Consider the following 23,616-nt stretch of genomic DNA (forward strand, 5'->3'; position numbering starts at 1 on the left):
AACACTTCACATTCACACAAGAGCTGTGAGTCGGCGTTCTATTAACTTTAATTACGGAACACTCCGCAGGGGGTGAGTATGCGCATGCCTGAAAAAAATACAGAATTCTGGGTGCAAATCTGGGACTGGATAACAATAAATGCGCCACTTATCGCTGGCGTTTTGTTAGCCGGAATGACTGCTTTTACCAGAGAGAAAAGAGAAGGTTCGGGATGGAAGGCATCTTTAGCTGAAGCGGCTATATGTGCCTTTATCAGTATTGGCATCATTACTGCTTTGGAATATGCAAAGTTACCAATCAGCTTGGCTCAGTTTTTTGGTGTGTTTATTGGTTTCCTAGGCACTAAGAAAATCGGTGCAATCGTAGAAGCGGTAATGTCGTTCTTCAAAAACAAATTCGGAGTTAACAAATGACACTCGGTGAGAAACAACGCAAGTTCACTCGCATGATTGCGGACTTAATTATTTTTGCCTACGACAACGGATATGAGCTGACATTCTCGGAAGCATACCGAACGCCAGAGCAGGCACAGTTAAATGCCAAATCAGGAGCCGGTATTAAAAACAGCTTACACACCCAGCGCCTAGCTGTGGATTTCAACCTATTTAAAGACGGTAAATATCTAACAGCATCAAGTGACCATAAATTACTTGGTGAATATTGGGAATCTATCGGCGGTACGTGGGGCGGTCGTTTCAATGACGGCAATCACTACTCGTTAGAACACAATGGCGTTAAGTGATATGAACACGCTAACTAAGGTATTAGCTGGACTACTGGCAATATCTGCATTCTGGCTATGGTGGGTAATAGATGATTACGACAAACTGAGCAAAGATTACAACACAGCAACCAATCAGTTATCTCAGCAAGTCGAAATCAACAAAGACTATCAAGCCCGTATAACTAGACTAAATCAACTCGATATTAAATACACTCAGGAGTTAGCTAGTGCAAAGAATGAAATTGATGGGTTGCGTGATGATATTCGCAATGGCTCTAAGCGGGTGTATGTCAAAGCCGAGTGTCCAGCAGTCACCAAGAATTCCACCGAAAGCGGAAGCAATGAAAACACCGCACGACTTAACAAAGCAGTTGAACAAGATTATCTACGTCTCAGAGAAATGATAGTCGAGAACGAACAGCAAACTTTGTATTTGCAGAATTATATTAAAACGGAGTGTTTACGATGACCCACTCTGAACAGACTAAAGGTGCTTATTTATAGATAGCCAAGAAAGCAATATGGGAAATGGAAGCGGAAAGAAATAAATAATCTATGCTATAACACTTAACGATTATTAAAGATTAATAGGGGTGTTATATGCAAAGAGGGGTTGTTGTTTCTTCCGAGTTAATAACTCGTAATAAAAATGATAGCGGGTTTACTATACAGCGAGCCATTAATCCAGTAGAGATGAATTACTTAGCTCTCTACTGGGATAAAATAGTTATTCCGTCAAATAATATAATTTACACTGGGGTTGCTAATGAAGAGGTTTTTATGGGTAGCGGTGTCTTAGAGCGACCTCGATACTCAGTTAATGGCGCTTTTAATACCGACGATTACCCTGATCTCCAAGTGAGACTTCAGTCAAAGACAGTTGATACCCTTAGAGAAAAGAACCCTAGTTCAGATTGGCGTATACACCAATTTGGAGGTGATTTTTTATCAAGAGATAGCTTTTTTTCTGAGTCAGCCAGAGTAGAGTTGGCAAATTTACTGCCTGTTCCTTCGGTTGATGTGCATATTCATGAAATACTAGAGTTTAAAGAAAGAAGAAAAGCGGAGTTGGAAGCTCTTCATTCGTATAGTGATGATTTATACCTTGAGATATTAAATTCAGGTGATCCTGATTTAACTAAAGCTAAAGTAATATCTAAATTAAAACATGCCATATCAGATATTGATAAGCTTAATAATGAAGGGTGGCGGTCGCCAATAAAATTTAACCTTCATATAAGCAATGAGGTTGATATTACTAAAATAAAATCTCTGTATGCAACTATTGCTGCCGCATCAATGACGAATCACCCAGTTGAATCATTGCTAATTGGCAGCGCAATGACATTCTTAGAGGGATTTGTAAGCCTAAAGGTAGGCATACAGAGTGTAAGGAGGTCAAGTGGCGGAGAGCTGCTTTACTTAACCAGCGCAAGAAAAGAAAAAATAACCTAATGGAGCCGTTATGGGTATTGTCTGGACTGCAAAAGGTGCAAGAAATTCATATTTCTCGATAGTGATTGGCGCCTTTATTCAATATCACTATCCAGATAGTAGTTGGGCTATAATGCCTGTAATAGCAATTCTACTTGGTTTAACCATCAAAAAATAAAATCCACAAGAACAACAAAGAGCCTCGCAATAGCGGGGCTTTTTTATGGAGAAATATCATGGCAGCACAAGGCTTCGATAACCCAACTCAATTCCGTGAAGAGCCGGATAAAAGCATTCCAAAAGAATAAAAAAGCCCAGCACGGGAGGCTGGGCAATACTAACAATATATCAATCAAAGTGTAGCGATAGCTACTTAGTATAGCTTAAGTAAATATATATATCAGCAATTAGATAAGTCGTTTATCCATTAAGGAGAGTGATCATATCTTGCTGACGGGTAAGCCGTAAGTGACCAAAGTAACGTAGTGATACGTGGTGATGGTTGCGATTAACTTCACACAGGAACATCAAATGACAGAAATTACAGCACAGAATCAAATGCGGTTGGAATTACTCAGATTGGTTGGCAATGACACGGCAGCGGCTCAGGCGGCTATCGAGTTTGTTAAAGACGACGCTCTCAAGTTTGAATTATTCAAAGACGCATATAAGCAGTGTCAGACTGAAAGTGAGTTTGTATCGCGAGCACAGAAAGCAGCACGAGAAGCTCAAGAAGCACTCGACCTATTCACGCAATAGTTAATTACACAGCTCATTTACGAGTGAGCTGGATAATTGATTAAAGGAGTAAACATTATGGGACAACAAACTAAGCAGGTTGGTTGCCCTAGCAAGCTTACTGAAGAGCTAATCGCTAAGGCAAAAGAATATCTGTATGGCGGTTACAAAGAGCATGAGGATTCTGTCATTCCTAGCGTTGCAGGATTGGCATGTTATTTAGGTCTTGCTCGCTCAACAATTTATGAGTACGGAAAGCAGGAGAGTGATCTTGGGCGTGAGTTTTCGGACACGTTAGAGGGGGTGATGGCGATTCAGGAGCTAAAGCTGATAAACAGTGGTCTAACTGGCACATTCAACCCTACCATTACGAAGCTAATGCTTGCTAATCATGGGTACTCAGAAAAACAGCAAGTGGATCATCAATCATCCGATGGGTCAATGACTCCTTCAGCGCCTGTCTACAATGTAGTCAAGGTGAAAAAAGATGAGTGAACAGTGTGATATTCCTGAGATTTTCGAAGAGTATTTGCAACCTGCTAGATTTAAAGTTTCTTACGGTGGGCGAGGCTCAGCAAAAACAAGAACATTTATTACCATCCTGCTGAATAACGTTATTTTTTACGGATGGAAATTAATTTGTTTCCGTGAGTACATGAAATCAATCAAAGAATCATGTTATGCGGAAATTGTTGAAGAAATTAACAGACGTAACCTTCATTCATTGGTGACCATTAACAAGACAGAGATATTCGCCAATAGTGGTGGACGTATCTGCTTTGATTTCTTGCGCCTTAATGTGGAAAACATAAAGGGGTATGCAAACTTTGATGCGGCACTAATTGAAGAGGCTGAAAATGTCTCGAAAGACTCATGGGAAACATTAATACCAACCGTTCGTAAAGAGTATTTTAGTAAAGAGTATGGGCGAGTTGTTGAGTCTGAGATATGGGTAGCTTACAACCCTAAGAATAGGCTCAGTGATACTCATCAGCGGTTTGTATTAAATCGTATCTATCCTGACTACGATGAAAATGGAAATCGTTACTGCATCGTTAAGAAAATAAACTACACAGATAATCCATGGTTTCCTGAAACGCTAAGGCGTGACATGGAGATCATGAAAAAAGCTAATTACGAGCTATATCGGCATGTTTATCTAGGTGAGCCTATTGGAGCCTCCGATATGGCAATTATCAAGTATGCATGGCTAGAGGCCGCTACTGACGCACATAAGAAACTCGGATGGAAAGCTAAGGGCGCAATCATTGCGACTCATGACCCGTCTGATGTTGGTGGTGATGCGAAAGGATATGCTATGCGGCATGGTTCGGTTGTTAAGCGAATATCAGAATGCTTGTTGATGGACGTTAACGACGGAGCTGATTGGGCTACGGAGCAAGCTATTCAAGATGGCGCTGATCACTTCCTATGGGATGGTGACGGATTGGGTGCGGCATTACGCAGGCAAGTTACTGACGCATTCACTGGAAAGCAAACAACAGTAACCATGTTCAAAGGTAGTGAGTCTCCTTTCGATGAGGATGCCTTATATCAATCTGGTGCATGGGCTGATGAAGTGGTTAGCGGTGACAATAGTCGAACCATCGGCGATGTATTCAGAAATAAGCGCGCTCAATTCTACTATGCATTGGCTGATAGACTCTATTTAACTTATCGAGCGGTAGAGCATAGCGAATATGCAAACCCTGACGACATGATTAGCTTCGATAAAGAAGCGATTGGCGAACAGATGTTAGAAAAACTATTCGCAGAGCTTACGCAAATTCAACGTAAGTTTAATGGTAACGGCAAGTTAGAGCTAATGACCAAAGTTGATATGAAAGTAAAACTTGGCATTCCATCACCTAACTTGGCGGACTCCCTCATGATGTCTATGTATTGCCCACCAAACGCAATAGTTACCGATTACTCAAATTACAACATACCTTGTGGTGTAGGCTGATATGGCAAATATAAAAAAGATGGACGATTGGCACAGCAAAGTGGTCAAGAATTTTGATAAATCTTGGTCTGCATCTCAAAGCATGAGAGAGCAGGTTGTTGCTGCTCAACGATTTGTACGGGTTGCTGGCGCTCAATGGGAAGGTAGTACAAACGCTGGTTATTCATTCGATGAAGGACGCTTTGAGCATTACCCCCGCTTCGAATTGAACAAGATAGCCAGAGAATGCGACCGAATTATTGGTGAGTACCGACAAAACAGGATTAGCGTTAAATTCAGGCCAAAGGACAGCCAAGCATCAGAGGCGCTAGCTGAAAAGATGAATGGTAAGTTTCGCGCTGACTATCAGGAGACGTCTGGCGCAGAAGCTTGTGATAACGCATTCGATGACGCGGTTGTCGGTGGGTTCGGTTGCTTCCGTATGTGTGCTGATTATGAAGATGAAATGGATCCGAGTAATGAGCAACGTAGAATTAGTTTAGTTCCAGTGTATGACCCAGCAACATGCGTATTCTTCGACCAAGACAGCAAGCAGTACGACAGAAGCGATGCGACATGGGCTCTTGAAATGTTTTCAATGACGCCAGAGGCATTCGAAAAAGAATACCCCGATGCCATTGCTGCCAGTTTATCGCGTGATGATTTCGGCACTCAATACGATTGGTCAACGCCTGAAGCTATATATGTGGCTAGATATTACGAAGTGCGTATTGAGAAAACAACAATTAGCGCTTGGCGAAATACGCTTACTGGTGAGTCTGCTATTTATGATGATGAGCAGATCAAAGAAGTTAAGGATGAGTTGGAGAGTGGCGCATTCGAACTAGTTAATGAACGAGAGGTTAAAAAGCGTCGAGTTTATTGTGGTTTGATGTCTGGCGCAGAATGGCTGGAAGAGCCTAAACGCATTGCTGGTGAACATATTCCGCTCATTCCTGTTTATGGTCGCCGTTCTTTCGTTGATAACCAAGAAAGAATAGAAGGCCATGCAGCTAAAGCGATGGATGCACAGAGGTTAGAAAACCTCATGGTATCAATGATTGCTGATAACGCTACTCAGGCAGGCGGTGATGGCATCCCAGTTGTTGATGTGGATATGATACCAACGCCATTAATGTCTCACTGGGCTGAGAGAAATAAGAAGCGTCCAGCCTACCTGCCAATGACTAGCCTTAAAAATAAAAGTGGAGATGTGGTTTCTCCTGCTCAGGTTAGTAGTTATACGCCACCAACTCAAATGCCTCCTGCTCTTGCTGGATTATTACAGTACACAGGAACGGCTATTCAACAAATCACTGGTGCTTCACAGTTTGAGAATATGCCAAGCAATGTGGCCACTGAAACGGTTGATAGCATTTTCAATCGCATGGACACGCAAAGTTATATCTATATGGATAACATGGCTAAGTCTATGCGATGGGCTGGCGTTGTGTGGCTGTCTATGGCTCGTGAAGTTTACGGTAGTGATACACCAATGCGCATCGTCAATGAAGATGATTCCGACGATGTAGCATTGATGAGTGGTGAAGTTATTGATAGGCAAACAGGCAATTCTGTAGCGCTTAATGATTTATCGCAAGGTAAATATGAAGTAACTGTAGATGTTGGTCAGTCATTCGCTACACGCAGAGACGCGACGGTTAAATCACTAACCAATATCTTAGCAATGGTTCCACCTGGAACACCTAAGCATGACATGTTGACATCAATGATATTAGACAACATGGATGGCGAGGGGATTGATGATCTGAAAGACTACAACCGCAAGCAGTTGTTAATATCTGGTGTTGTTAAACCTAGAACGCCAGAAGAAGAGCAAATGGTTGCACAGGCACAAGCTGAGCAGCAGTCGCAACCTAATTCAGAAGTAATTGCCGCTCAAGGACTTTACTTGCAAGGTCAAGCAGAAGTAATAAGGGAGGAGAATAGACGGTTAGAAATTCAGATTGAAGCAGCAAAAGTAGAAGGTCAAAACCAGCTTAATGCGGCTAAGATTGCCGATATATTCAACTCTATGGACTTAAACAAGCGCAAGGAATTCAGGGAATTCATGTCTATGTTTAGCTCATTACAGCAACAGCAAGGAGATAATGCCCGTGCAAATGCTGAATTGATGCTAAAGACATCAGCGCAAAGTCACTCACAAAACATGGATTTCACTAATTCCATGCAACCACCTAAGCAACAAACCGAGCAGTAATTCAATTTAATCATGCTAATGGCTGTCACTAAGAGGCCTAGCACTCTATTGCCTTCCGATGGGCTTATATCGAGTAGTAAGGGGTAGTTATGTTAGACACGGCAGAAAACACACCAGAAGTGGATGCTGACATTCCTGACGTAGAAGTTGATACGCCAGAAGCTCAGCTGAATGATGATCCGAATGCACAACAAGGCAATGACGCACAGCCAAGTGATGACGATAACGATGATGATTCCGAACAAGCATTTTACTTTGGTGACGATGAACTAACCTCGCCAGTTAGTGAAGAAGAAAGAGACACTGGTTTAGTTAAGCATTTGCGAAACACCATCAAGGAGAAAGATAAAGAACTCCGAGAGGCTCGCAAACAACAAACTCACCAGCCTGTAACTCAGCAACAGTTAACACCTCCACCGAGAATGCCTCAGTTATCTGATGAAGGTATTGATTACGATGACGCTGTTTACTCTCAGAAAGTACAAGAGTGGGCTGAAAGAAACGCTAGATATCAATCTCAGAAAGCAGAGCAGGAACGGCAGCAACAATCATTACAGCAAGCTCACCAACAGAAAATAGCCAGTTACCAAGAGAGGGTTAAGTCTCTAAGGGTTTCAGGTTATCAGCAAGCTGAGCAATCAGTGATTGAAGAAGTCCCTGAGCAAATTCAAGCGATGATTATTCATTTCGCTGAAAAGCCTGAAATGGTTGTTCTGGCACTAGGTCGCAACGCTGAATTACGTCAACAAATGGCTAATGCCACCGACCCCGTGGCGGTTGGTCGTTTAATCGGCTCCATTGAATCAAAGGCTAAAATTATGCCAAAACCAAAAAATAAACCAGCCGCAACACCTGAAGTAAAAGGTGGTACGGGTGCTGTATTAAATAATTTAGATAAGCTGAAAGAAAAAGCACGAGAAACTGGCGATTGGAGCCAGTATTTCGCCGCTAAGAAAGCTAAAAAATAACCTATCGGAGCACATAACATATGTCTAACCAATTAGTAAAAGACCTAGAAATCATGTTCGAAAACTACGTAGAAAGCTTTGAAGCTTCTTGCGTGGTATCTAAAAATGCTAAAAAACATCGACCAAATGATACTGCCATGCAGCGTGCTGGTGATGTTGAGTGGCGTCCTCAGCGTTACCACATGAACGTTGAAGAAGGCTTGGACTTAACAGGTAAAACACCTACTGAACTTGTTCAGCGTTTAGTGCCATCTGTGTTTAAAGAACCTAAAAACATTCTTTATACGCTTGATGCACGAGAAATGCGTGACCCAGAGCATAAGACAGAAGCAGGTCGTGCGGCAGGTCAGCGATTAGCAGCTCAAATCGACTCAGACTTAATTAACATGGTTACTAGCCGAGCCACTAACGTCATCACAATGGCAAATAGTACAACAGGCAGTCAAGGCCGTGACCTATGGAATTGCGCAGCAGGTATGGACGCTACAATGACAGTTATCGGTGTGCCTCAAGGAATTAACCGCCGTAGCTTCTGGAATCCCTTCAACTACAAAGATTTAGCAGGTGAATTAGGTAGCCGTGCATACACTCAAGGTGTAAACCTTACAGCGTATGAAAAGGCTCAAATACCGCCAGTTGCTAGCTTTGATAGCTTCAAAACTGACATCTCAGGCCGTGTGCCTAAAGGAACTACTGAGGCGTTAACTCTTGCAGCTGCTCCTGCGCATAAAGTGACATCTAAAGATGCCAACGATATGCCAGTGGATAACCGTCAAGGTACAATCACATTATCGGCAGCAGGTCTGCAAGTTGGTGATGCGTTCACAATTGCTGGCGTTAACTCTGTACATCAAATTACCAAAGATACAACTGACCAACCTCAAGTGTTCCGTGTGCTGGCTGTTAGTGGTACTACTGCGACGATTTCACCGCAAATTTTACCACCTAATAACGCTGATGTAGCTAGCCGTCCATACGCTAACGTTGATGCAAACGCAGCAAATGGCGCAGCAATCACCATTCTGAATAAGAATGCGGCAGCAACTAACTTGTTCTGGGCTGATGGCTCGGTTGAGTTAATGTATGGAAAATTAGCATTCCCGACAGGACAAGGCCCTCAAGTAATGACTGCTACAACTGAGCAGGGAGCAACCTTGATCATGTCTTATGCGTTCGACCACATCAAAGGTGTGACAACTACACGTTTCACCACTTTGTATGGCTGCTCTGTTCTGGTTCCTGAATACACTGGTTTGGTTATCGCCGGCCAGTAATAAACCCTCGTTGTTATTGGGAGCTTCGGCTCCCCTTTTTATTTGGAGATAGCAATGTCAACGATGCTTTATAAATTAGGGTCGATGATCACCTGTGGAACATTGCAGCTTGATTACATCATTGTTGATGATGAAAAGGTTACAGAATCCCTAAAGCAAGGTTGGTTTAAAACACCACAGGAAACTGTAGAGAAGCCAAAGGCTAAAAAGGCGGTGAAAGATGGCAAAGAAGAAGGGTGAGCTAGTACTTAAAGCGTTACGAAAGGCGGGATTGTATTCTGACGCAACACTCACTGATGCTGTTCCGCAAGATGTTGAGGATGCGCTACATGACCTTGATGACATGATGGCTCAGTGGAAAGTAAAGGGTATCGATTTAGATTATCAATTTGCTGACTCTGACAATGATGAGCACCCAATGCCTAATGATGATTCTGGCATACCATCTTGGGCGGCAGATGCGGTATCGCTAAAGCTAGCGATTAACTTGTGCATGGATCATGTTATTCAACCATCAGATAGTTTACTTACTGCCGCAGACTCTGCGTATCAGTCAGTATGTATCGCTTTAACCAAAGTTCCATCGCTACAGCGTAGAAATGACATGCCAACGGGCGCAGGTAATCGCGGGATTTTTTCTTCAAACCGTTTCTACATCGAGAGCAACAAAGAAGATAGGTGATTTATGCCGATTATCAAATTGCCACTGGCTAGAGGTTTGCGAAAAGACCCGCATGCAGCAGATTACATTGACGGTCTTCCGGTTAATATGTTGGCCACACCGAAAGAAGTATTGAATGCGTCCGGTTATTTGCGTTCGTTCCCTGCATTAGAAAAGCGTCATAGTGTTGATGGTGTATCTCGTGGTGTTCAGTACAACACGAAAAACAACACGGTCTATCGCGTGTGTGGAAATAAACTTTATCGTGGACAGAATGCCATTGCTGACATTCAAGGTAAAGACAGGGTGACTATGGCTCACTCTGGTTACAGTCAAGCAGTAGCGTCAGGCGGTAAATTAAAACTCTATCGCTATGACGGTGAGGTTGAAGAGTTATCTAACTGGCCTGAGGAAAAGGTGATTACCGAAGGCTATAAACGCGAAGTTAAAAAATGGACTCACAAAGACGGTAATGATGATTTTGTACCGCTCACAAAGAATGATCTAGATGGGTTCTTAACGTTAAAAATCACGCCTAAAACTTCTGATGGTAAAACCGGTAATGAGATGCTTATTACTGAGCAAATGGTGGGCGTTAAATTATCTCAGCAGGAAGATGACGAGAAACCTTATCTTACTGACGTTCTGGTAGAGGGCATTAAGCGTGCAGGTGGTAAAATCACAGTTACGTATAAAATGAACCTTGCTAAATCTAGCGAACAAACAGCCAAAGACGTTACTGAATTTTTGATGACACAAGAAGTGTTAGAGGTAGTTGAAAGCTACCCTCAATACGAATTAGGTGATGTTGTTGATGTCGCTCGTAACCGAGGGCGCTATATTTGGCTTCAGAAAGGCGGTGAAAGGTTTGGCGTTACTGATTTAGATGATGAGTCAAAGCCTGATAAATTCCGTCCATTTTACACTGCTGAATCTCAACCTGACGGCATCATTTCTATTGATTCTTGGCGCGATATGGTTCTTTGCTTTGGTTCGTCAACCATCGAATACTTCACCATTACCGGCTCAACAAGTTCGTCACAAGTAATATATGCGCCACAGCCATCTTATATGGTTCAGATGGGCATTGCTGGCCGTGATGCTAAGTGTAAGTTCGGAGAATCATTTGCATTCATCAGTAACCCAGCAAACGGAGCGCCATCTGTCTATATCCTTGGTTCTGGTTCTGCCAGTCAAATATCTACTGCAAGTATTGATAAGATCATTCGTAGTTATACATCAGACGAGTTATCACATGCGGTTCTTGAGACTATTCGTTTTGATGGTCATGAGTTACTCATTGTTCACTTACAGCGCCATACACTTTGCTTTGACGCAGCAGGAAGCCAGCAATACCCGCAGTGGTGCATTTTAAAATCTGGGCTGTATGACGAAACCTATCGTGCAATTGATTTTATGTATGAAGGTAATCAGATCACTATCGCAGATAAAACCGAGGGGGTTATTGGCAATCTTGCTTTCAATAAGTCATCTCAGTATGACAAGCAGGTCGAGCATATTTTATACACGCCTATGGCTAAAGCCGATAACGCAAGGGTGTTCGATTTAGAGCTTGAGGCATCAACAGGCGTTGCTCAGATTGCCGATAAGTTATTTCTCTCTGCAACGACTGATGGCATTAACTTTGGTCGAGAACAAATGATTGAACAAAACTCACCATTCCAATATGACCGCCGTGTTTTATGGCGAAGAGTAGGAAGAGTGAGAAAGAATATAGGGTTTAAGGTTCGCGTTATCACTAAGTCACCAGTAACACTGAGCGATCTATCGATGAGGGTTGAATAATGGCAAATGAAGACATTTCTAAACCCATAGAAATTCAATCCGCTTATATTGTTCCAGACATCCTACCTACTAATTTCAGTGAAACATATCGACGCATAGTGTTAAGTGGTGCTGATGATATGGCAAAGGTGGCTGGTCGTGCAAATGAGGCTGGCGCTGAGGCTTTTGATGCTCAAGTTAGAAATGATGAGCAAGACATTGTTCTTGAAAACCATGAGGAAAGGCTTGGTGATGCCGAACAAACAATTGTTGAGCATGGTATTCAGCTAGCAAATCATGAAGAGCGCATCACAAAAACGGAAGAGGATTTATCTAAGTTAGAGGTAAGAGTCCTTAATGTTGAGCAAGACGTTGATGGGCTAAAAATAAAGATACAAGACCTCGATGGTCAAATATCTGAAATCAAAGTTGATTACGTTTCTCTCAGTGAAACAGAAAAACAGAAGCTCTTGTCTCCTATCGATGTTTCAACATCCTACTCAGTAAACGGAACTAAAGTTGTCGGCACTCGTGTTACTGGTTTCACTTCAGCAACAGGTACAGCACTTAAGAGCTCGTTTAATGCTAACCAATCCTACTCATTCAGCGCTGACTACACGCGGTCAGAAATGCAAACTTTAGCAAGTGGGTTAGTCGAGGCAAGGCAACGTATCAAGGCGCTTGAAGACGCCTTGCGTTCACACGGATTAATAGATTAATGGAAATTAAAATTATTGATAACCCTGTTCGACTATCTGAGTTTTTAAATGATAAGTCGAACACGGGAAATATCGTTGATAGCAATGATCAGTATTTCATTAAACCTGATGCGCTTTACTTGGGTATTTATGAAGGAGTTCTATTGGTTGGTGTTTTCGAGGTGCGTAATTTTTGGCATACAGTTGTTGAATGTCACGCCATATTTGATGCTGGATTTCGTGGTAAGTACGCCTTTGATGCACACAAGCTATTCTGCAAGTGGTTACTTGAAAACAGTCAATTCACTAACTCAGTGACTATGGTTCCTGATACCACAAAATACGGTCGCGTTATTGTGAAAATGCTTGGTGCTACTCGTGTCGGTCATTTAGATGATGCGTATATCAGTAATGGTAAACCAGTAGGCGTCACTATCTATCAACTAAAACGCGAACAGTACGAGGAGTTATTAAAATGCTGATTATTTCAGAGAAATTCCGAAACTCACTACTACCCATGCATGGATATATGAAAGGTGGTGGTGATGGTGGTGCGGGCGCTCAAGCCGATGCGACTCGCGAAGCCACGGCGCTACAGCGTGAAATGTGGCAGACGAACATGCAAAACCTTGCACCGTTTACGCCACTCGCTCAGCAGTATATTGGTCAATTGCAAAACCTATCTTCTTTAGAAGGTCAAGGTCAAGCATTAAACCAATACTATAAATCTCAGGCATTTAACGATTTATCAAACCAAGCTCGTTATCAGCAATTAGCCAGTGCAGAAGCTACCGGTGGATTGGGTTCAACAGCAACAAGCAATCAGCTTGCATCTATTGCCCCTACGCTTGGTCAAGGCTGGTTAGCTGACCAGATGAATAACTACCAGAACTTAGCCAATGTTGGGCTTGGTGCTTTGCAGGGGCAGGCTAGCGCTGGTCAAAACTACGCAAACAATATGGGGCAATTGCTACAACAAAATGCAAATGCTCAAGCAGCTATGGCTAATCGACCGTCACAATTTCAGCAAGGAATTACAGGTGGTTTAGGTGGTGCCATGGCGGGCGCTCAACTTGGTAGTGTTGTTCCTGGTCTTGGTACTGCATGGGGCGCTGGTATTGGTGCTGGTGTTGGTTTATTGGGAGGATTGTTCTAATGGCTACATGGCAACCATCAGTTAACTCAGGCGGGTTTCTTGGTTCGATAGGTCAATTTAATGATAACGCACCAAGAGCCAGTGATGCAAATCCTGTTATTAACTCAATTAATCAAAGTAATGAACTAGCTCGTTCTGGTGCTAATAACATGGGTCTGCAAGCATTAAATGGGCTTGTAGGTCTTGCTGGTATCTATCAAGAAAATAAAGCCAAAGAACGTCTTGGTGAATTCCAAAAAGCATGGGGTGAGGCGTACGCGAATAGTGATCGTGATGGTATGCGACAACTGCTAGCGACTTATCCAGAGTATGCTCAGATGATAGATGGCGGAATGAAGGGAATTAACGGAGATGTAAAGGAAACTCTTGGCAACTTATCGCTTGGTTATAGCTCAGCCGTAAATAGCGGTAATGTAGAAGCGTACGTTAGACAAAATGCTGATAATTTTCGTCGTGTTGGGATTGACCCTCAAGAGGCATTAAAAGCCGCCGAACAAGATCCTCAAGAAGCGGTTAAGTTTGCCAAGCATTTAGGTTATCAGGCGGTTGGGTTTGAGAAATTTTCTGAACTTGAAGATAAACAACTTGGCAGACAGATTGACCAAGGTCGTTTAGATGAGCAAATCAGAAGCAATCAAGCTGGCGAGGCACTAACAAAAGAAGGTCATCAGATACAGGTGCGTGGACAAAATATCTCCGCTCAAAACTCTATGCGTTCAGCTAACTCAACTGGAAGCAAGCCAGCCTCGGTGCAAGAGTATGAATACATGCAATCTCTTTCACCAGAACAACGCAAGCAATTTATGCAGCTAAAAGGCAAAGCTGGGATGGAGATGAAGCCTGCACAATTGAGTAATGGAATGACGGCCATGATAGATCCAACTCCTTATGGAGCAGGTGAAAGTAAATATTACAGGGGGATAGACGCTAACGGAAACATGATAACAGTTCCTGTTAATGCCTTGTCATCCGTCTCCGATCCTTCTGGTAATGCAGGTAAGAATTTAATGAACTCCGATATTGAGATGATTAAAAACGCATCTGACGAAAAATTAAAATCTATCACTGGGTTGACTGGTGGTGTTGGTACTGAGCCTTTAACTGCCGATATTTCAACTAGATTTAGTGGTGGCGAGGAAAGGGAGCTTTACAACGCAGCTAAGCGTATTCAAGGGTATATGCAAAATCAGGGTATCGGAGCTGCGAGATCGATGGGTGCAAGTGGTATTAACACAGTCCAAGAGGCGAAAATGTTCTTCCAGTCTATGCCTCAACTAGATATGTCTAGCACTGAATCTATTAGAAAATCAAATCTAGCCATAGAAAAATATGTTGCTGACTACAACGCAAGAAATAACGCCAACTTAGGCGCACCATCAAGCCAGCAGTCAGCACAACCAACGCAACAAGCGCCCACTAACAATCAAGGTGGGTATTCTAATCTCTGGGGTGGGTAATGGCTAAACCATGGAAAGAGGTGATCTCTTCACCTGAATATCAATCACTATCTAGCGAACAAAAAGTATCAGCGCAAGAGCAATACTTCAACGAGGTAGTTGCTCCAAATGTTGGTAACGACGTAGATAACGCAAGACAACAGTTTTATACCGCCTATCCGCTTCCTCAATCACAGCCAGAACAAGCAACCCAGCCGCCACAGCCAGAAAATAGTTATATCGCTGGCATGAAACAAACTAGCCAGAACCTTTCGCAGGGGTTACAGCAATCGTCTGATGATGCTAAAGGTTTCCGTGAAAACGTAATAGATGCCTTTACTGGTGAAAGCAAGATGACTCCTGAAATTCAAGGGCTCGAAGGGATCATGTCATCACCAGAAATGAACGCATTTAATACTGATGCAATGAAAGCTGCTTGGGTGCAAATGTTTGGTAACGATAACGACTTTGTAAAAGTTATCGGCAATATGGGCGGGCAAGTATCTCAAGACGAGAAAGGAAATTTGCTGGTTGATTTGCCATCCGGTCGCTACGCATTAAATAAGCCCGGCTTGTCATCTGAAGATGTAATGCCATTTATTGCAAATGTGGCTGCATTCACTCCAGCCGCAAGAGCGCCAACAATTGTCGGTGCAACAGCCAGATCAGCAGGAACGGATTTAGCACTGCAATCATCTGTTAACATGGCAGGTGGTGGTGATATTAATCCGTGGCAAACTGCATTGTCTGCTGGTATCGGTGGAGGCGGAAAAGCTATTGAACGCGGACTCAGCGGTCTATCTCGCGCAGCAAGTGGAAATATCGCACCGGAAGCTCAGCAACTATTGAGAAATGCTGAACAAAACGGAATAGATGTACTGACAACCGATGTTTTACCGCCAAGAACGTCAGTGAGAAGACAACTTCAACAGACTGGTGAGCAGAGTCTTGGAGGCACTGGAAATCGCAGGGCCATTCAGGCTGAACAAAGAGAGAACTTTGTTGAAACTCTTCAGCAGAGGATTGATAACGAGTTCGGCATTTACGCACCGCATGTTATGCAAGGAGAAGTTAATGCTGGATTGCGAAGAGCTAAAGATCTGCACGGTGGCGCAATAAATAACATTACTCAACAAATGACAGGTGTTCCGGTTACTCCAACCAGATCTCTTCCTGCAATTGATGAGGCATTACAACGGATAGGTAATGGCTTAGCTCCAAACAATGCTGCCACTCAAATATTAGGCAATCTTAGAAATAGGGTAGCTAATGGCGCTAGTTTTGAAGAGCTTCGCAATCTAAGAACGGAGCTTCGTCAAAGTTTGCAGGGCGATAACTTAGCTATGCCAACAGCTCTTGAGTCTGCATACAACAGAATAAATACTGCCATGACAAATGACATGAATAGATCTGTTGGTCAGAATCTAGGTGCTGGCGCATTAAATCAGCTTCGTCATGCAAATAACGAATACCGAAACATAGCGAGAGGGATAGAGAAAACAGGGCTAAAGAACGCTTTAGAGAAAGGCGACATCACGCCAGAGCTAATCAACAATATTGTTTACAGTAAGCGTCCTAGTGACATTGCTAGAATATTCAACATGGTAAATGAGAACGGCAGAAACCAATTGCGATCTGCTTATTTGACTCGCGCTTATGAGAAAGCTAACGGCTCTCCTCAACGCATGGTGACTCAATTAAACCAGTTAATCAATCAGTCAAATGGTCAGGTGTTTAATACAGTCTTTAACCAACAGCAACGCAGGATGATTGAGGGAATCCGTGATGTTCTCGAAGCGACCAGAAGAGCTAGTACCGCTAACGCAGTTACTCAGACTGGAATGTCTCTACTTACTCCAGCAAGAATAGCATCAGGATTGGTAACAGGCGGGGTAGCGACGGCCATCGAGGGCGGGGTTGGTTTAATTGCTCGAATGTACGAGTCTCCAGCGATAAGAAACATGCTATTGAGACTACACAACACACCACGAGGAAGCACTGCAAGAGATAGAGCGATAACCAATATCATCAATACTCTAACTGCAACAGGTCAAGCTGAAAGCAGAAACTAATATCCATCTAAAAGGGAGGCTGAATCTAGTCTCCTTGCTTTCATTGCCTCTCCAGGATATCTATTAGTGATTACCTTGCATAATAAATAAAAAGGAACTGATATGATAAAATAGGTAGACAAGAAAATCTGAGGAATAAAGCTAATTAAGTCAATAACATTATCTTCTTGGTAGGAGAATTGCCAGTATATAAGTCCTGTAATTACTATTGCAATAGAATCAAACACCAGACCTAAATAATGGAACGCATCAGATAGTCTATTTTGTATATTTTGGCATGAGTAATACTTAAGAGAAAACTCCTCAAATAGATCATAATATTCATCACTTTTAGGATCTACAAGGTATCCTCTTTCTCTCCAAAAGCGAGGAGGGTTTTCAATTGACGACAGCCCAAACTTAAGTGTTGATATTGCAAATGGTATAGCAACTAATGATATTAATTGAAGCAGGTAATATGATGCCGAATACCAGAAGCTACCGAACTCTAGTTTTTCTCTAGCAAAAACGAGCACCCAGAAAAAAATAATTGATGGATATGCTATTATTTTACCAACTTCAATCCATAGTGGATCTTTTTTATCTGTATTTGGTTTATACATGTCGTCATTTCACGATTCAAGTTTAAGAATAGGGTAAGCATCTATTTCATATCAGAAACATTGTTAGATATGCACTCCACAGTGTTAGATAAGTCTGTCAACTGACGCTCTCTATTTTCATTGCTTGATTTCAATTCATCAAGCACATCATTTATAGACAGAAAACAGGTTTTTGTATTGTGTGATATTTCAGACTGCAATTTTACAATCTTTGATAACTTAAATCCTATCCATAACAAAACAAAAATAATTAAAATAAGAAGCAACTCCAAGTCATCACCTCACTGTTTATTTTTTATCATTATATAGTTTAACTAATGTATCGAACACCATCTTTTTAACTTCTTCTGCTTGGTGATCTGCTAGTTTTTCAGCATCGCTTCTATAACCAACAACTGAAGAAGGAGTTGATAAATAAATATCAATTATGTGAACAAGCTCAGAGTTCAAAGACCTACCATTCATCTTTGCTCTTTGTTTTAGCTTCTCTTTTGTTTCAGCAGTAAGTCGTAGATTGAACTGCGTATCTTCTCTTGCCATTTGTCTCACCCTATTTTTTGGTGGACAAACATAATATAACCTACTGTATTTATTCACAATAAGACCACGGTGATACCATTGCCGTGACTACTCACGCTTGGAGAAAGCAATGTCAGATATTATCCCTAATGTCGTCGTGTCAATGCCATCACAATTATTCACTCTCGCAAGGAAATTCCAAGCGGCGAGTAATGGTAAGATTTTTATTGGAAAAATTGATACCGATCCAACATTACCAGAAAATCAAATTCAGGTTTATTTAGAAAATGAAGATGGTTCTCATATCCCTATTTCACAGCCGTTAATTATCAATCAAGCTGGTTTCCCTGTTTACAATGGTCAGATTGCTAAGTTTGTAACAGTTGAGGGGCACAGCATGGCTGTGTATGACGGCTATGGGGCGCAGCAACATTATTATCCTAATGTGTTGAAGTATGATCCTGACCAATTAAGAAATGAACTGGAGTTAGATTATGGTTCATCACTAATTGGCTACAAATATCCAGCTGCAAATTCTGTAAAGCGACAATTAAATAAAAAGCTGGATGATTCTGTTTCTATTCTTGATTTTGGCGTTGTTGGTGACGGAGTGCATGATGACACATTAGCCTTGATGGAGGCGCTAGAATACTGCTACGAAAATAAAGTAGGTATTAATGGTGTTTCTGGGTTAAGGAGTAAAATAACTGACACAATTTACCTGCCATTATTTGAAGATCGAATGAAGTTGATTGATTTGGATTTTGGTGGGTTAATTCTTTTGCCAACTGATGATGTTGGCGATGTGTTTATTTCTGGTAAAAAAGATAATGGTAGGTGGGTGTCATGCATGGATGATCCTGTTATGGCGCAAAATGTTAGCAATCTCTATGTAAGAAATTTAGTTATTAATAATAATAATGTAGATAATGCGATAGGAAGAAGAGCGTTTGGATTTAAAGAGTTACATATTAATTGCAAGACGGACAACCTCGTTGCTAGAAATTTTGGTTTAGGTTTCGATTTTAATAATTGTTTTTATCTTCACTCTAACAATAACGTTCTTTTAAATTCAGAGCCGTTATTATCAAAAAACTCCATTGGACATAAATATAGAAATGGTTGCAATTTAATGAATATAGAAGCTCCGATTGCTTTAAATACAAAGGATGGTTATGTGTTCGAAGCTGGAGTGACCGGTTTAGTTATGAGTAAGGCTTCATTTGAGGGGCAGGGAGTATCAATAGTTTCTAAAGGTGAAATATTTGATATGACGGTAAAGGATAGTTATTTGGAAAATGTAGGTGATGAAAGAGACATCTGCTTTGACTTCCAATCATATTCGCATATAACATTTTCTAATAATTATATGTTACCAAGAAGGGCAAAACATTTATTTAAGCATAAGCCACTACAACCAAGAAACATGATCGAGGTGCAGAGAAATAATCATGTTATAGATATTAAGCCAGAAAACTATTTTATAGACAAAGGTCTTTCATATAGTGTAATAGAGCTTAAAAATACAGGGGCAACGGGAGATTTATCAAACACTTTATATAGAATGTCTAATATTGGTGATGGGATTATTATTGAAAAAAAAATAATACACAATAATGCGGCCGGAAGGATTACTCATGTTAGTAATGCGGTTAATGAGTATGTACCAGGTAATTATAGTGGTAAGTATAACTCTGGATATACTTATGGTGCACTGCATGGATTGTATGACCCAATAAAAGATACTGAAGCTGGTAAATGTTCTTTTAAGACTCAAATTCTATATTCTGATATGCAATTAATATTAATGAATATAAGAATAGCTGACAATACAGCAACAAAAGATTTCGTTGGAATAATATGGGGTAACACATGCAGGAAACCAGACGGAACTATAGATAGCCGAGTAACCGTCACAAAAGTTGATGAAAAAGTCTCTATTTCACTGTCTGGTATAGCAACTGGAAACTTCAATATTGTTGGCGGTGAAATTAGGTTGTTATAATCACTCTGTTTTCAAATACCGCACTGAATTTACATCCGGCAGTTTCTTACTTCTCTCTCGATAAAACGTCAATCGTTCATTAAAGTACGCTCTCAAATGCGCTGGTTGTTGTCGTTCAATTTCTACGGCAACAACTGGCATATTGAGGCGTTCTTTATAGGCGACACCACTTGCGGCCAAATCGATATTAATCTTGTCTTTTTCTTCTTGGGTTAGGTTTGCGAGGTTCATAGTAGATCCGGTTAGTTTTTGGAGAGTATAGCAGGGTGTGGAATTAAAAATGAGGAGGTGGTATAAAAGTATCACCTTTCTTTTTTTCACTTCAAAATTACCTACAATTCTTGCTGTGAGTACAGAATTGAGTACCAAATAAAATGCACTTAAAAATAAATCCAATAATATCAACTAATTAAAATAAGTTCACATAGTCATGGATGTAAAATGTGGGCGTTTTCGCTGAATTAGACAAGGTTTCCTACCGTAAATTTATTGATGATTTTTAAAATCATTACTCAATGAGTTGTATTGGGCTTAATTAAGACCATGGTAAACCATAATGTGGTAAACGTGAAATGTCAGATCAAAGCGTACTTATGTAGTGTTTAATATAGGGTGTCACAGTAAGGATAAGTAGGAGCGTACCGCCACTAATATTGATCTTTTTGATGACAATAACATAAAACTACAACAAGCATATCTATCGTATTATTTTAGCTACTCATTCTTATCATCTTTTTATTTGTCGAAAAATTGCATACCAGAGTAGGGATGTTGACGACAAGCTTCTAAGCGACTTTTTAAATCACCCACATGGACTTCAAGTTTATGATAGTCAGGATCGTAAAAATAGAATGAATCACCTTCGCTTTTATTTTCTTTCCATGCAGTAATGTCATGGGATAAAAGATGCTGTTTAAAGGTTTCAAAATTATTTGCAGATAAACTGAAAGCATAATGGGTGTAATCACTGTCTTCAGTAATATGGCGTTTATCGTGAGATAAACATAGCCATAAGGAACCCAGTTGTAGGTAAGCGCCGTTATCCCATAAAGCAAGAGGTTTAAAACCTAATATTTCAGTATAAAAGGCAAAGCTTTTATTCACATTATTGACGGCGAGGGTTAGGTGGTTTAAATCAGTTAGCATGGCTTTAAGATAGTTATGAAAGATACACCTATTTTAGCAAAGGAAACCAATGAAAATGGATTATATGATACCTATTTGTGCGTTTAACTGTGAATAACAGTAATAAAAGATAAAAGTGGATCTAGAACACATAGTTCAAGTTGTTAACGTTAACTTATGTGCTTTATATCACATTAAAGCGATAAAATTGTTTGTTAACTTAAAAGTTAACGTTAACATTTAGGGGTGGAATGACTTTATAAGGCACTAAAACAATGAATAAAGACTCAAAAAAATACTATGCGATCTTAAGTGCACTGTTATTTTTCTTCTTTTTTACCTGGTCATCATCATTTTCATTAGTTTCTATTTGGTTAAATCAGTATGTAGGGCTAAAAGCGACTGATACTGGATTAATATTTTCTGCAATTTCTCTGATTGCGCTATGTGCTCAACCTTTATATGGCTTTATTCAAGATAAATTAGGACTAAGAAAGAATTTGTTATTAGTGATTGCAGCATTGCTTATTCTTTCTGGGCCTTTTTTTCTAGGTTTCGCATCAATACTACGTTGGAATATATTTGTTGGCTCCATTTTAGGGGGCTTATATGTTGGAATGACATTTAATGCGGGCATTGGCGTATTAGAGTCATACACAGAGCGTGTTAGTCGTATTCGTGGTTTTGAATATGGTAGGGCGAGAATGTGGGGATCGTTAGGTTGGGCATCAGCAACTTTTATTGCCGGACACAATATAAATATTGATCCTAATTACAATTTTGTAATGGCTTCTATTTCTGGCATTGTATTCTTAATTCTTTTAGCACTATTAAAGACCGATAAATCAGACGCATTTAATCAATTAGAGCATGGGAAAACATCAGCGATTACCCTCAAAGATGCGCTGAATTTACTTTCATTGCCGCGCTTTTGGGCGCTTATATTGTTTGTTATTGGTACCTGTGTTTATGGGGTTTATGACCAACAATTTCCCGTCTTTTTCTCATCACAATTTGCAACCTTACAACAGGGAAATGAGATGTACGGATATCTGAATTCATTGCAGGTATTCTTAGAAGCTGGTGGTATGTTTATCGCACCTTTCCTTGTAAATAGAATTGGTGCTAAAAATGGCTTATTACTAGCAAGTAGTGTTATGGCTGCACGTATTATTGGTTCCGGATTAGTTGAAGGGCCTGTTTTGATCTCTTGTATGAAATTATTACATGCGGTTGAATTACCGATTTTATTAATTTCAATTTTTAAATATAACAGCCAACATTTTGATAAACGTTTGTCTTCAACACTTTATTTAGTCGGTTTTCAATGTGTGAGCTCTATTGTCGCAACATTATTATCTCCATTAGCGGGTTATGGCTATGATCATTATGGTTTTGCACCAACTTATATGGTGATGGGATGTATAGTGATAGGAACAACACTTCTCTCTGCTATGTTTTTACGTTCAGATGCGAAAGCATTATTGCCACTTGATGGCTTACAATATGAAGATAAAAATAAAGCACAACCTATTTAATCGCTCATAAGTTTATCCTTTGTAGTGTCGATTTGGGCTACCAGTGAAAATGTGTAGCCATTTTTTTATTATTAATTAAGTGAACATTTACGGGTTAAAGAATGTTGACTATATTTATTAATACATATAATCCTAATTAATTGTTAATTAAGCAAAACCAATTAAATTTGTAAACTTTACTTGTTTATTGACACGATTAAGCGATAATCTTAAACAGAACTATTTATCTTAAATATCAATTGTAAAGGTGTAGGAAATGGATAACGCAAACAAGCCGTCTTTCCAAAACGTACTGGAGTTTGTGCGTATGTATCGTCGTAAGAACAAAATCCGTCGTGAGATCACTGACAATGAGAAAAAGATCCGTGATAACCAAAAACGTGTTCTTTTGTTAGACAACTTAAGTGAATATATTAAACCAGGTATGTCGATTGAAGATGTGCTGGGTATTATTGCTAATATGCGTAGTGACTATGACGATCGTGTTGACGATTACATTATTAAAAATGCCGATCTGTCTAAAGAGCGTCGCGAATTATCTAAGCAGTTAAAAGCGATGGGCGAAATTAAAAATCTGCCTGATCTAAAAGACTGATTGCTTTGCTAAGAAATTAACTGCCTCTGAATTAAATATTCAGAGGTTTTTTTTATCTTATTTTTGGCTTTATAAATGCTCAGTTAATTTGTGAACAGTTACCAAAAAAAGAACCCACT

General features: G+C 40.5%; 26 protein-coding genes. 22 read left to right on the forward strand and 4 right to left on the reverse strand.

Annotated elements, in window-relative coordinates; genetic code table 11:
* Positions 1-78 precede the first annotated feature (78 nt).
* From GWJ01_RS05455 to GWJ01_RS05545, 19 genes are all read left to right on the forward strand, one after another.
* The gene (locus GWJ01_RS05455) at positions 79-414 is read left to right on the forward strand and encodes a phage holin, lambda family (protein ID WP_115370795.1); all 336 of its coding nucleotides are present in this window, start codon (positions 79-81) and stop codon (positions 412-414) included.
* Positions 411-743, forward strand: a complete 333-nt coding sequence (locus GWJ01_RS05460) for a M15 family metallopeptidase (RefSeq protein WP_036976899.1) — start codon at positions 411-413, stop codon at positions 741-743. Before GWJ01_RS05455 ends, GWJ01_RS05460 begins: the two co-directional genes overlap by 4 nt.
* Position 744: 1 nt before the next feature.
* Entirely contained in the window at positions 745-1,194 is a 450-nt protein-coding gene (locus tag GWJ01_RS05465) for a lysis protein (RefSeq protein WP_202611112.1), read from the forward strand.
* 131 nt (positions 1,195-1,325) lie between these two features.
* On the forward strand, positions 1,326-2,180 hold the full coding sequence (locus tag GWJ01_RS05470) for a DUF6236 family protein (RefSeq protein ID WP_161710819.1): 855 nt from the start codon (positions 1,326-1,328) through the stop codon (positions 2,178-2,180).
* Between the two features lie 10 nt (positions 2,181-2,190).
* Positions 2,191-2,337, forward strand: coding sequence for a hypothetical protein (locus tag GWJ01_RS05475; RefSeq protein ID WP_161710820.1), 147 nt, complete (start codon positions 2,191-2,193; stop codon positions 2,335-2,337).
* Between the two features lie 353 nt (positions 2,338-2,690).
* Positions 2,691-2,918, forward strand: coding sequence for a DUF2560 family protein (locus GWJ01_RS05480; RefSeq protein ID WP_115065247.1), 228 nt, complete (start codon positions 2,691-2,693; stop codon positions 2,916-2,918).
* A 57-nt stretch (positions 2,919-2,975) separates the two neighbouring features.
* Positions 2,976-3,392, forward strand: coding sequence for a DNA-packaging protein (locus tag GWJ01_RS05485; RefSeq protein ID WP_087802181.1), 417 nt, complete (start codon positions 2,976-2,978; stop codon positions 3,390-3,392).
* Complete coding sequence (locus tag GWJ01_RS05490; protein WP_161710821.1) at positions 3,385-4,863, forward strand: PBSX family phage terminase large subunit; 1,479 nt, start codon at positions 3,385-3,387, stop codon at positions 4,861-4,863. The genes GWJ01_RS05485 and GWJ01_RS05490 overlap by 8 nt, the downstream gene beginning before the upstream one ends.
* A 19-nt stretch (positions 4,864-4,882) precedes the next feature.
* The gene (locus GWJ01_RS05495; protein WP_442956555.1) at positions 4,883-7,063 is read left to right on the forward strand and encodes a portal protein; all 2,181 of its coding nucleotides are present in this window, start codon (positions 4,883-4,885) and stop codon (positions 7,061-7,063) included.
* Positions 7,064-7,152: 89 nt separating this feature from the next.
* Entirely contained in the window at positions 7,153-8,031 is an 879-nt protein-coding gene (locus GWJ01_RS05500) for a scaffolding protein (protein ID WP_161710823.1), read from the forward strand.
* A 20-nt stretch (positions 8,032-8,051) separates the two neighbouring features.
* Positions 8,052-9,305 carry a P22 phage major capsid protein family protein gene (locus GWJ01_RS05505; protein ID WP_161710824.1) on the forward strand — a complete coding sequence of 418 codons (1,254 nt, stop codon included), beginning with the start codon at positions 8,052-8,054 and terminating at the stop codon, positions 9,303-9,305.
* Positions 9,306-9,359: 54 nt separating this feature from the next.
* Positions 9,360-9,545: a hypothetical protein gene (locus GWJ01_RS18690; protein ID WP_202611149.1), complete on the forward strand. Its 186-nt coding sequence runs from the start codon at positions 9,360-9,362 to the stop codon at positions 9,543-9,545.
* Entirely contained in the window at positions 9,526-9,987 is a 462-nt protein-coding gene (locus GWJ01_RS05510) for a packaged DNA stabilization gp4 family protein (RefSeq protein ID WP_161710193.1), read from the forward strand. The genes GWJ01_RS18690 and GWJ01_RS05510 overlap by 20 nt, the downstream gene beginning before the upstream one ends.
* Positions 9,988-9,990: 3 nt before the next feature.
* Positions 9,991-11,772 (forward strand): packaged DNA stabilization protein, encoded by a 1,782-nt coding sequence (locus tag GWJ01_RS18965; protein ID WP_337247765.1) that lies wholly within the window; start codon positions 9,991-9,993, stop codon positions 11,770-11,772.
* Between the two features lie 119 nt (positions 11,773-11,891).
* Complete coding sequence (locus GWJ01_RS05525) at positions 11,892-12,470, forward strand: phage tail protein (RefSeq protein ID WP_237585699.1); 579 nt, start codon at positions 11,892-11,894, stop codon at positions 12,468-12,470.
* Positions 12,470-12,931 carry a DUF2824 family protein gene (locus GWJ01_RS05530; RefSeq protein ID WP_124743765.1) on the forward strand — a complete coding sequence of 154 codons (462 nt, stop codon included), beginning with the start codon at positions 12,470-12,472 and terminating at the stop codon, positions 12,929-12,931. Before GWJ01_RS05525 ends, GWJ01_RS05530 begins: the two co-directional genes overlap by 1 nt.
* Complete coding sequence (locus GWJ01_RS05535) at positions 12,925-13,605, forward strand: DNA transfer protein (RefSeq protein ID WP_161710826.1); 681 nt, start codon at positions 12,925-12,927, stop codon at positions 13,603-13,605. Before GWJ01_RS05530 ends, GWJ01_RS05535 begins: the two co-directional genes overlap by 7 nt.
* Positions 13,605-15,062 carry a phage DNA ejection protein gene (locus GWJ01_RS05540; protein ID WP_161710827.1) on the forward strand — a complete coding sequence of 486 codons (1,458 nt, stop codon included), beginning with the start codon at positions 13,605-13,607 and terminating at the stop codon, positions 15,060-15,062. Before GWJ01_RS05535 ends, GWJ01_RS05540 begins: the two co-directional genes overlap by 1 nt.
* Complete coding sequence (locus GWJ01_RS05545) at positions 15,062-17,113, forward strand: hypothetical protein (RefSeq protein ID WP_161710828.1); 2,052 nt, start codon at positions 15,062-15,064, stop codon at positions 17,111-17,113. The genes GWJ01_RS05540 and GWJ01_RS05545 overlap by 1 nt, the downstream gene beginning before the upstream one ends.
* On the opposite strand, the gene GWJ01_RS05550 is transcribed toward GWJ01_RS05545, so the two are convergent.
* A complete protein-coding gene (locus tag GWJ01_RS05550; protein WP_161710829.1) occupies positions 17,110-17,715 on the reverse strand; it encodes a hypothetical protein in 606 nt (201 codons plus the stop codon). The two genes, GWJ01_RS05545 and GWJ01_RS05550, sit on opposite strands and share 4 nt — an antisense overlap.
* 288 nt (positions 17,716-18,003) lie before the next feature.
* Positions 18,004-18,255, reverse strand: coding sequence for an Arc family DNA-binding protein (locus GWJ01_RS05555; RefSeq protein ID WP_102086752.1), 252 nt, complete (start codon positions 18,253-18,255; stop codon positions 18,004-18,006).
* A 109-nt stretch (positions 18,256-18,364) separates the two neighbouring features.
* Here GWJ01_RS05555 and GWJ01_RS18790 point away from each other — a divergent pair, with 109 nt between their 5' ends.
* Positions 18,365-20,239 carry a phage head-binding domain-containing protein gene (locus tag GWJ01_RS18790; protein WP_237585700.1) on the forward strand — a complete coding sequence of 625 codons (1,875 nt, stop codon included), beginning with the start codon at positions 18,365-18,367 and terminating at the stop codon, positions 20,237-20,239.
* Here the strand turns inward: GWJ01_RS18790 and GWJ01_RS05565 are convergent, their stop codons facing one another.
* Together GWJ01_RS05565 and GWJ01_RS05570 are read right to left on the reverse strand one after the other, a co-directional pair.
* Complete coding sequence (locus GWJ01_RS05565) at positions 20,240-20,470, reverse strand: DNA polymerase III subunit theta (protein WP_161710830.1); 231 nt, start codon at positions 20,468-20,470, stop codon at positions 20,240-20,242.
* Between the two features lie 504 nt (positions 20,471-20,974).
* A complete protein-coding gene (locus tag GWJ01_RS05570; RefSeq protein WP_109395321.1) occupies positions 20,975-21,385 on the reverse strand; it encodes a VOC family protein in 411 nt (136 codons plus the stop codon).
* Between the two features lie 254 nt (positions 21,386-21,639).
* Between GWJ01_RS05570 and GWJ01_RS05575 the strand changes: the two genes are divergently transcribed.
* Together GWJ01_RS05575 and tmaR are read left to right on the forward strand one after the other, a co-directional pair.
* Positions 21,640-22,902, forward strand: coding sequence for an MFS transporter (locus GWJ01_RS05575; protein ID WP_161710831.1), 1,263 nt, complete (start codon positions 21,640-21,642; stop codon positions 22,900-22,902).
* 256 nt (positions 22,903-23,158) lie between these two features.
* Positions 23,159-23,497, forward strand: a complete 339-nt coding sequence (tmaR, locus tag GWJ01_RS05580) for a PTS system regulator TmaR (protein ID WP_036937771.1) — start codon at positions 23,159-23,161, stop codon at positions 23,495-23,497.
* Positions 23,498-23,616: the final 119 nt, after the last annotated feature.

The organism is Proteus sp. G2618 (assembly GCF_009915995.1).
Lineage (GTDB): Bacteria > Pseudomonadota > Gammaproteobacteria > Enterobacterales > Enterobacteriaceae > Proteus > Proteus terrae.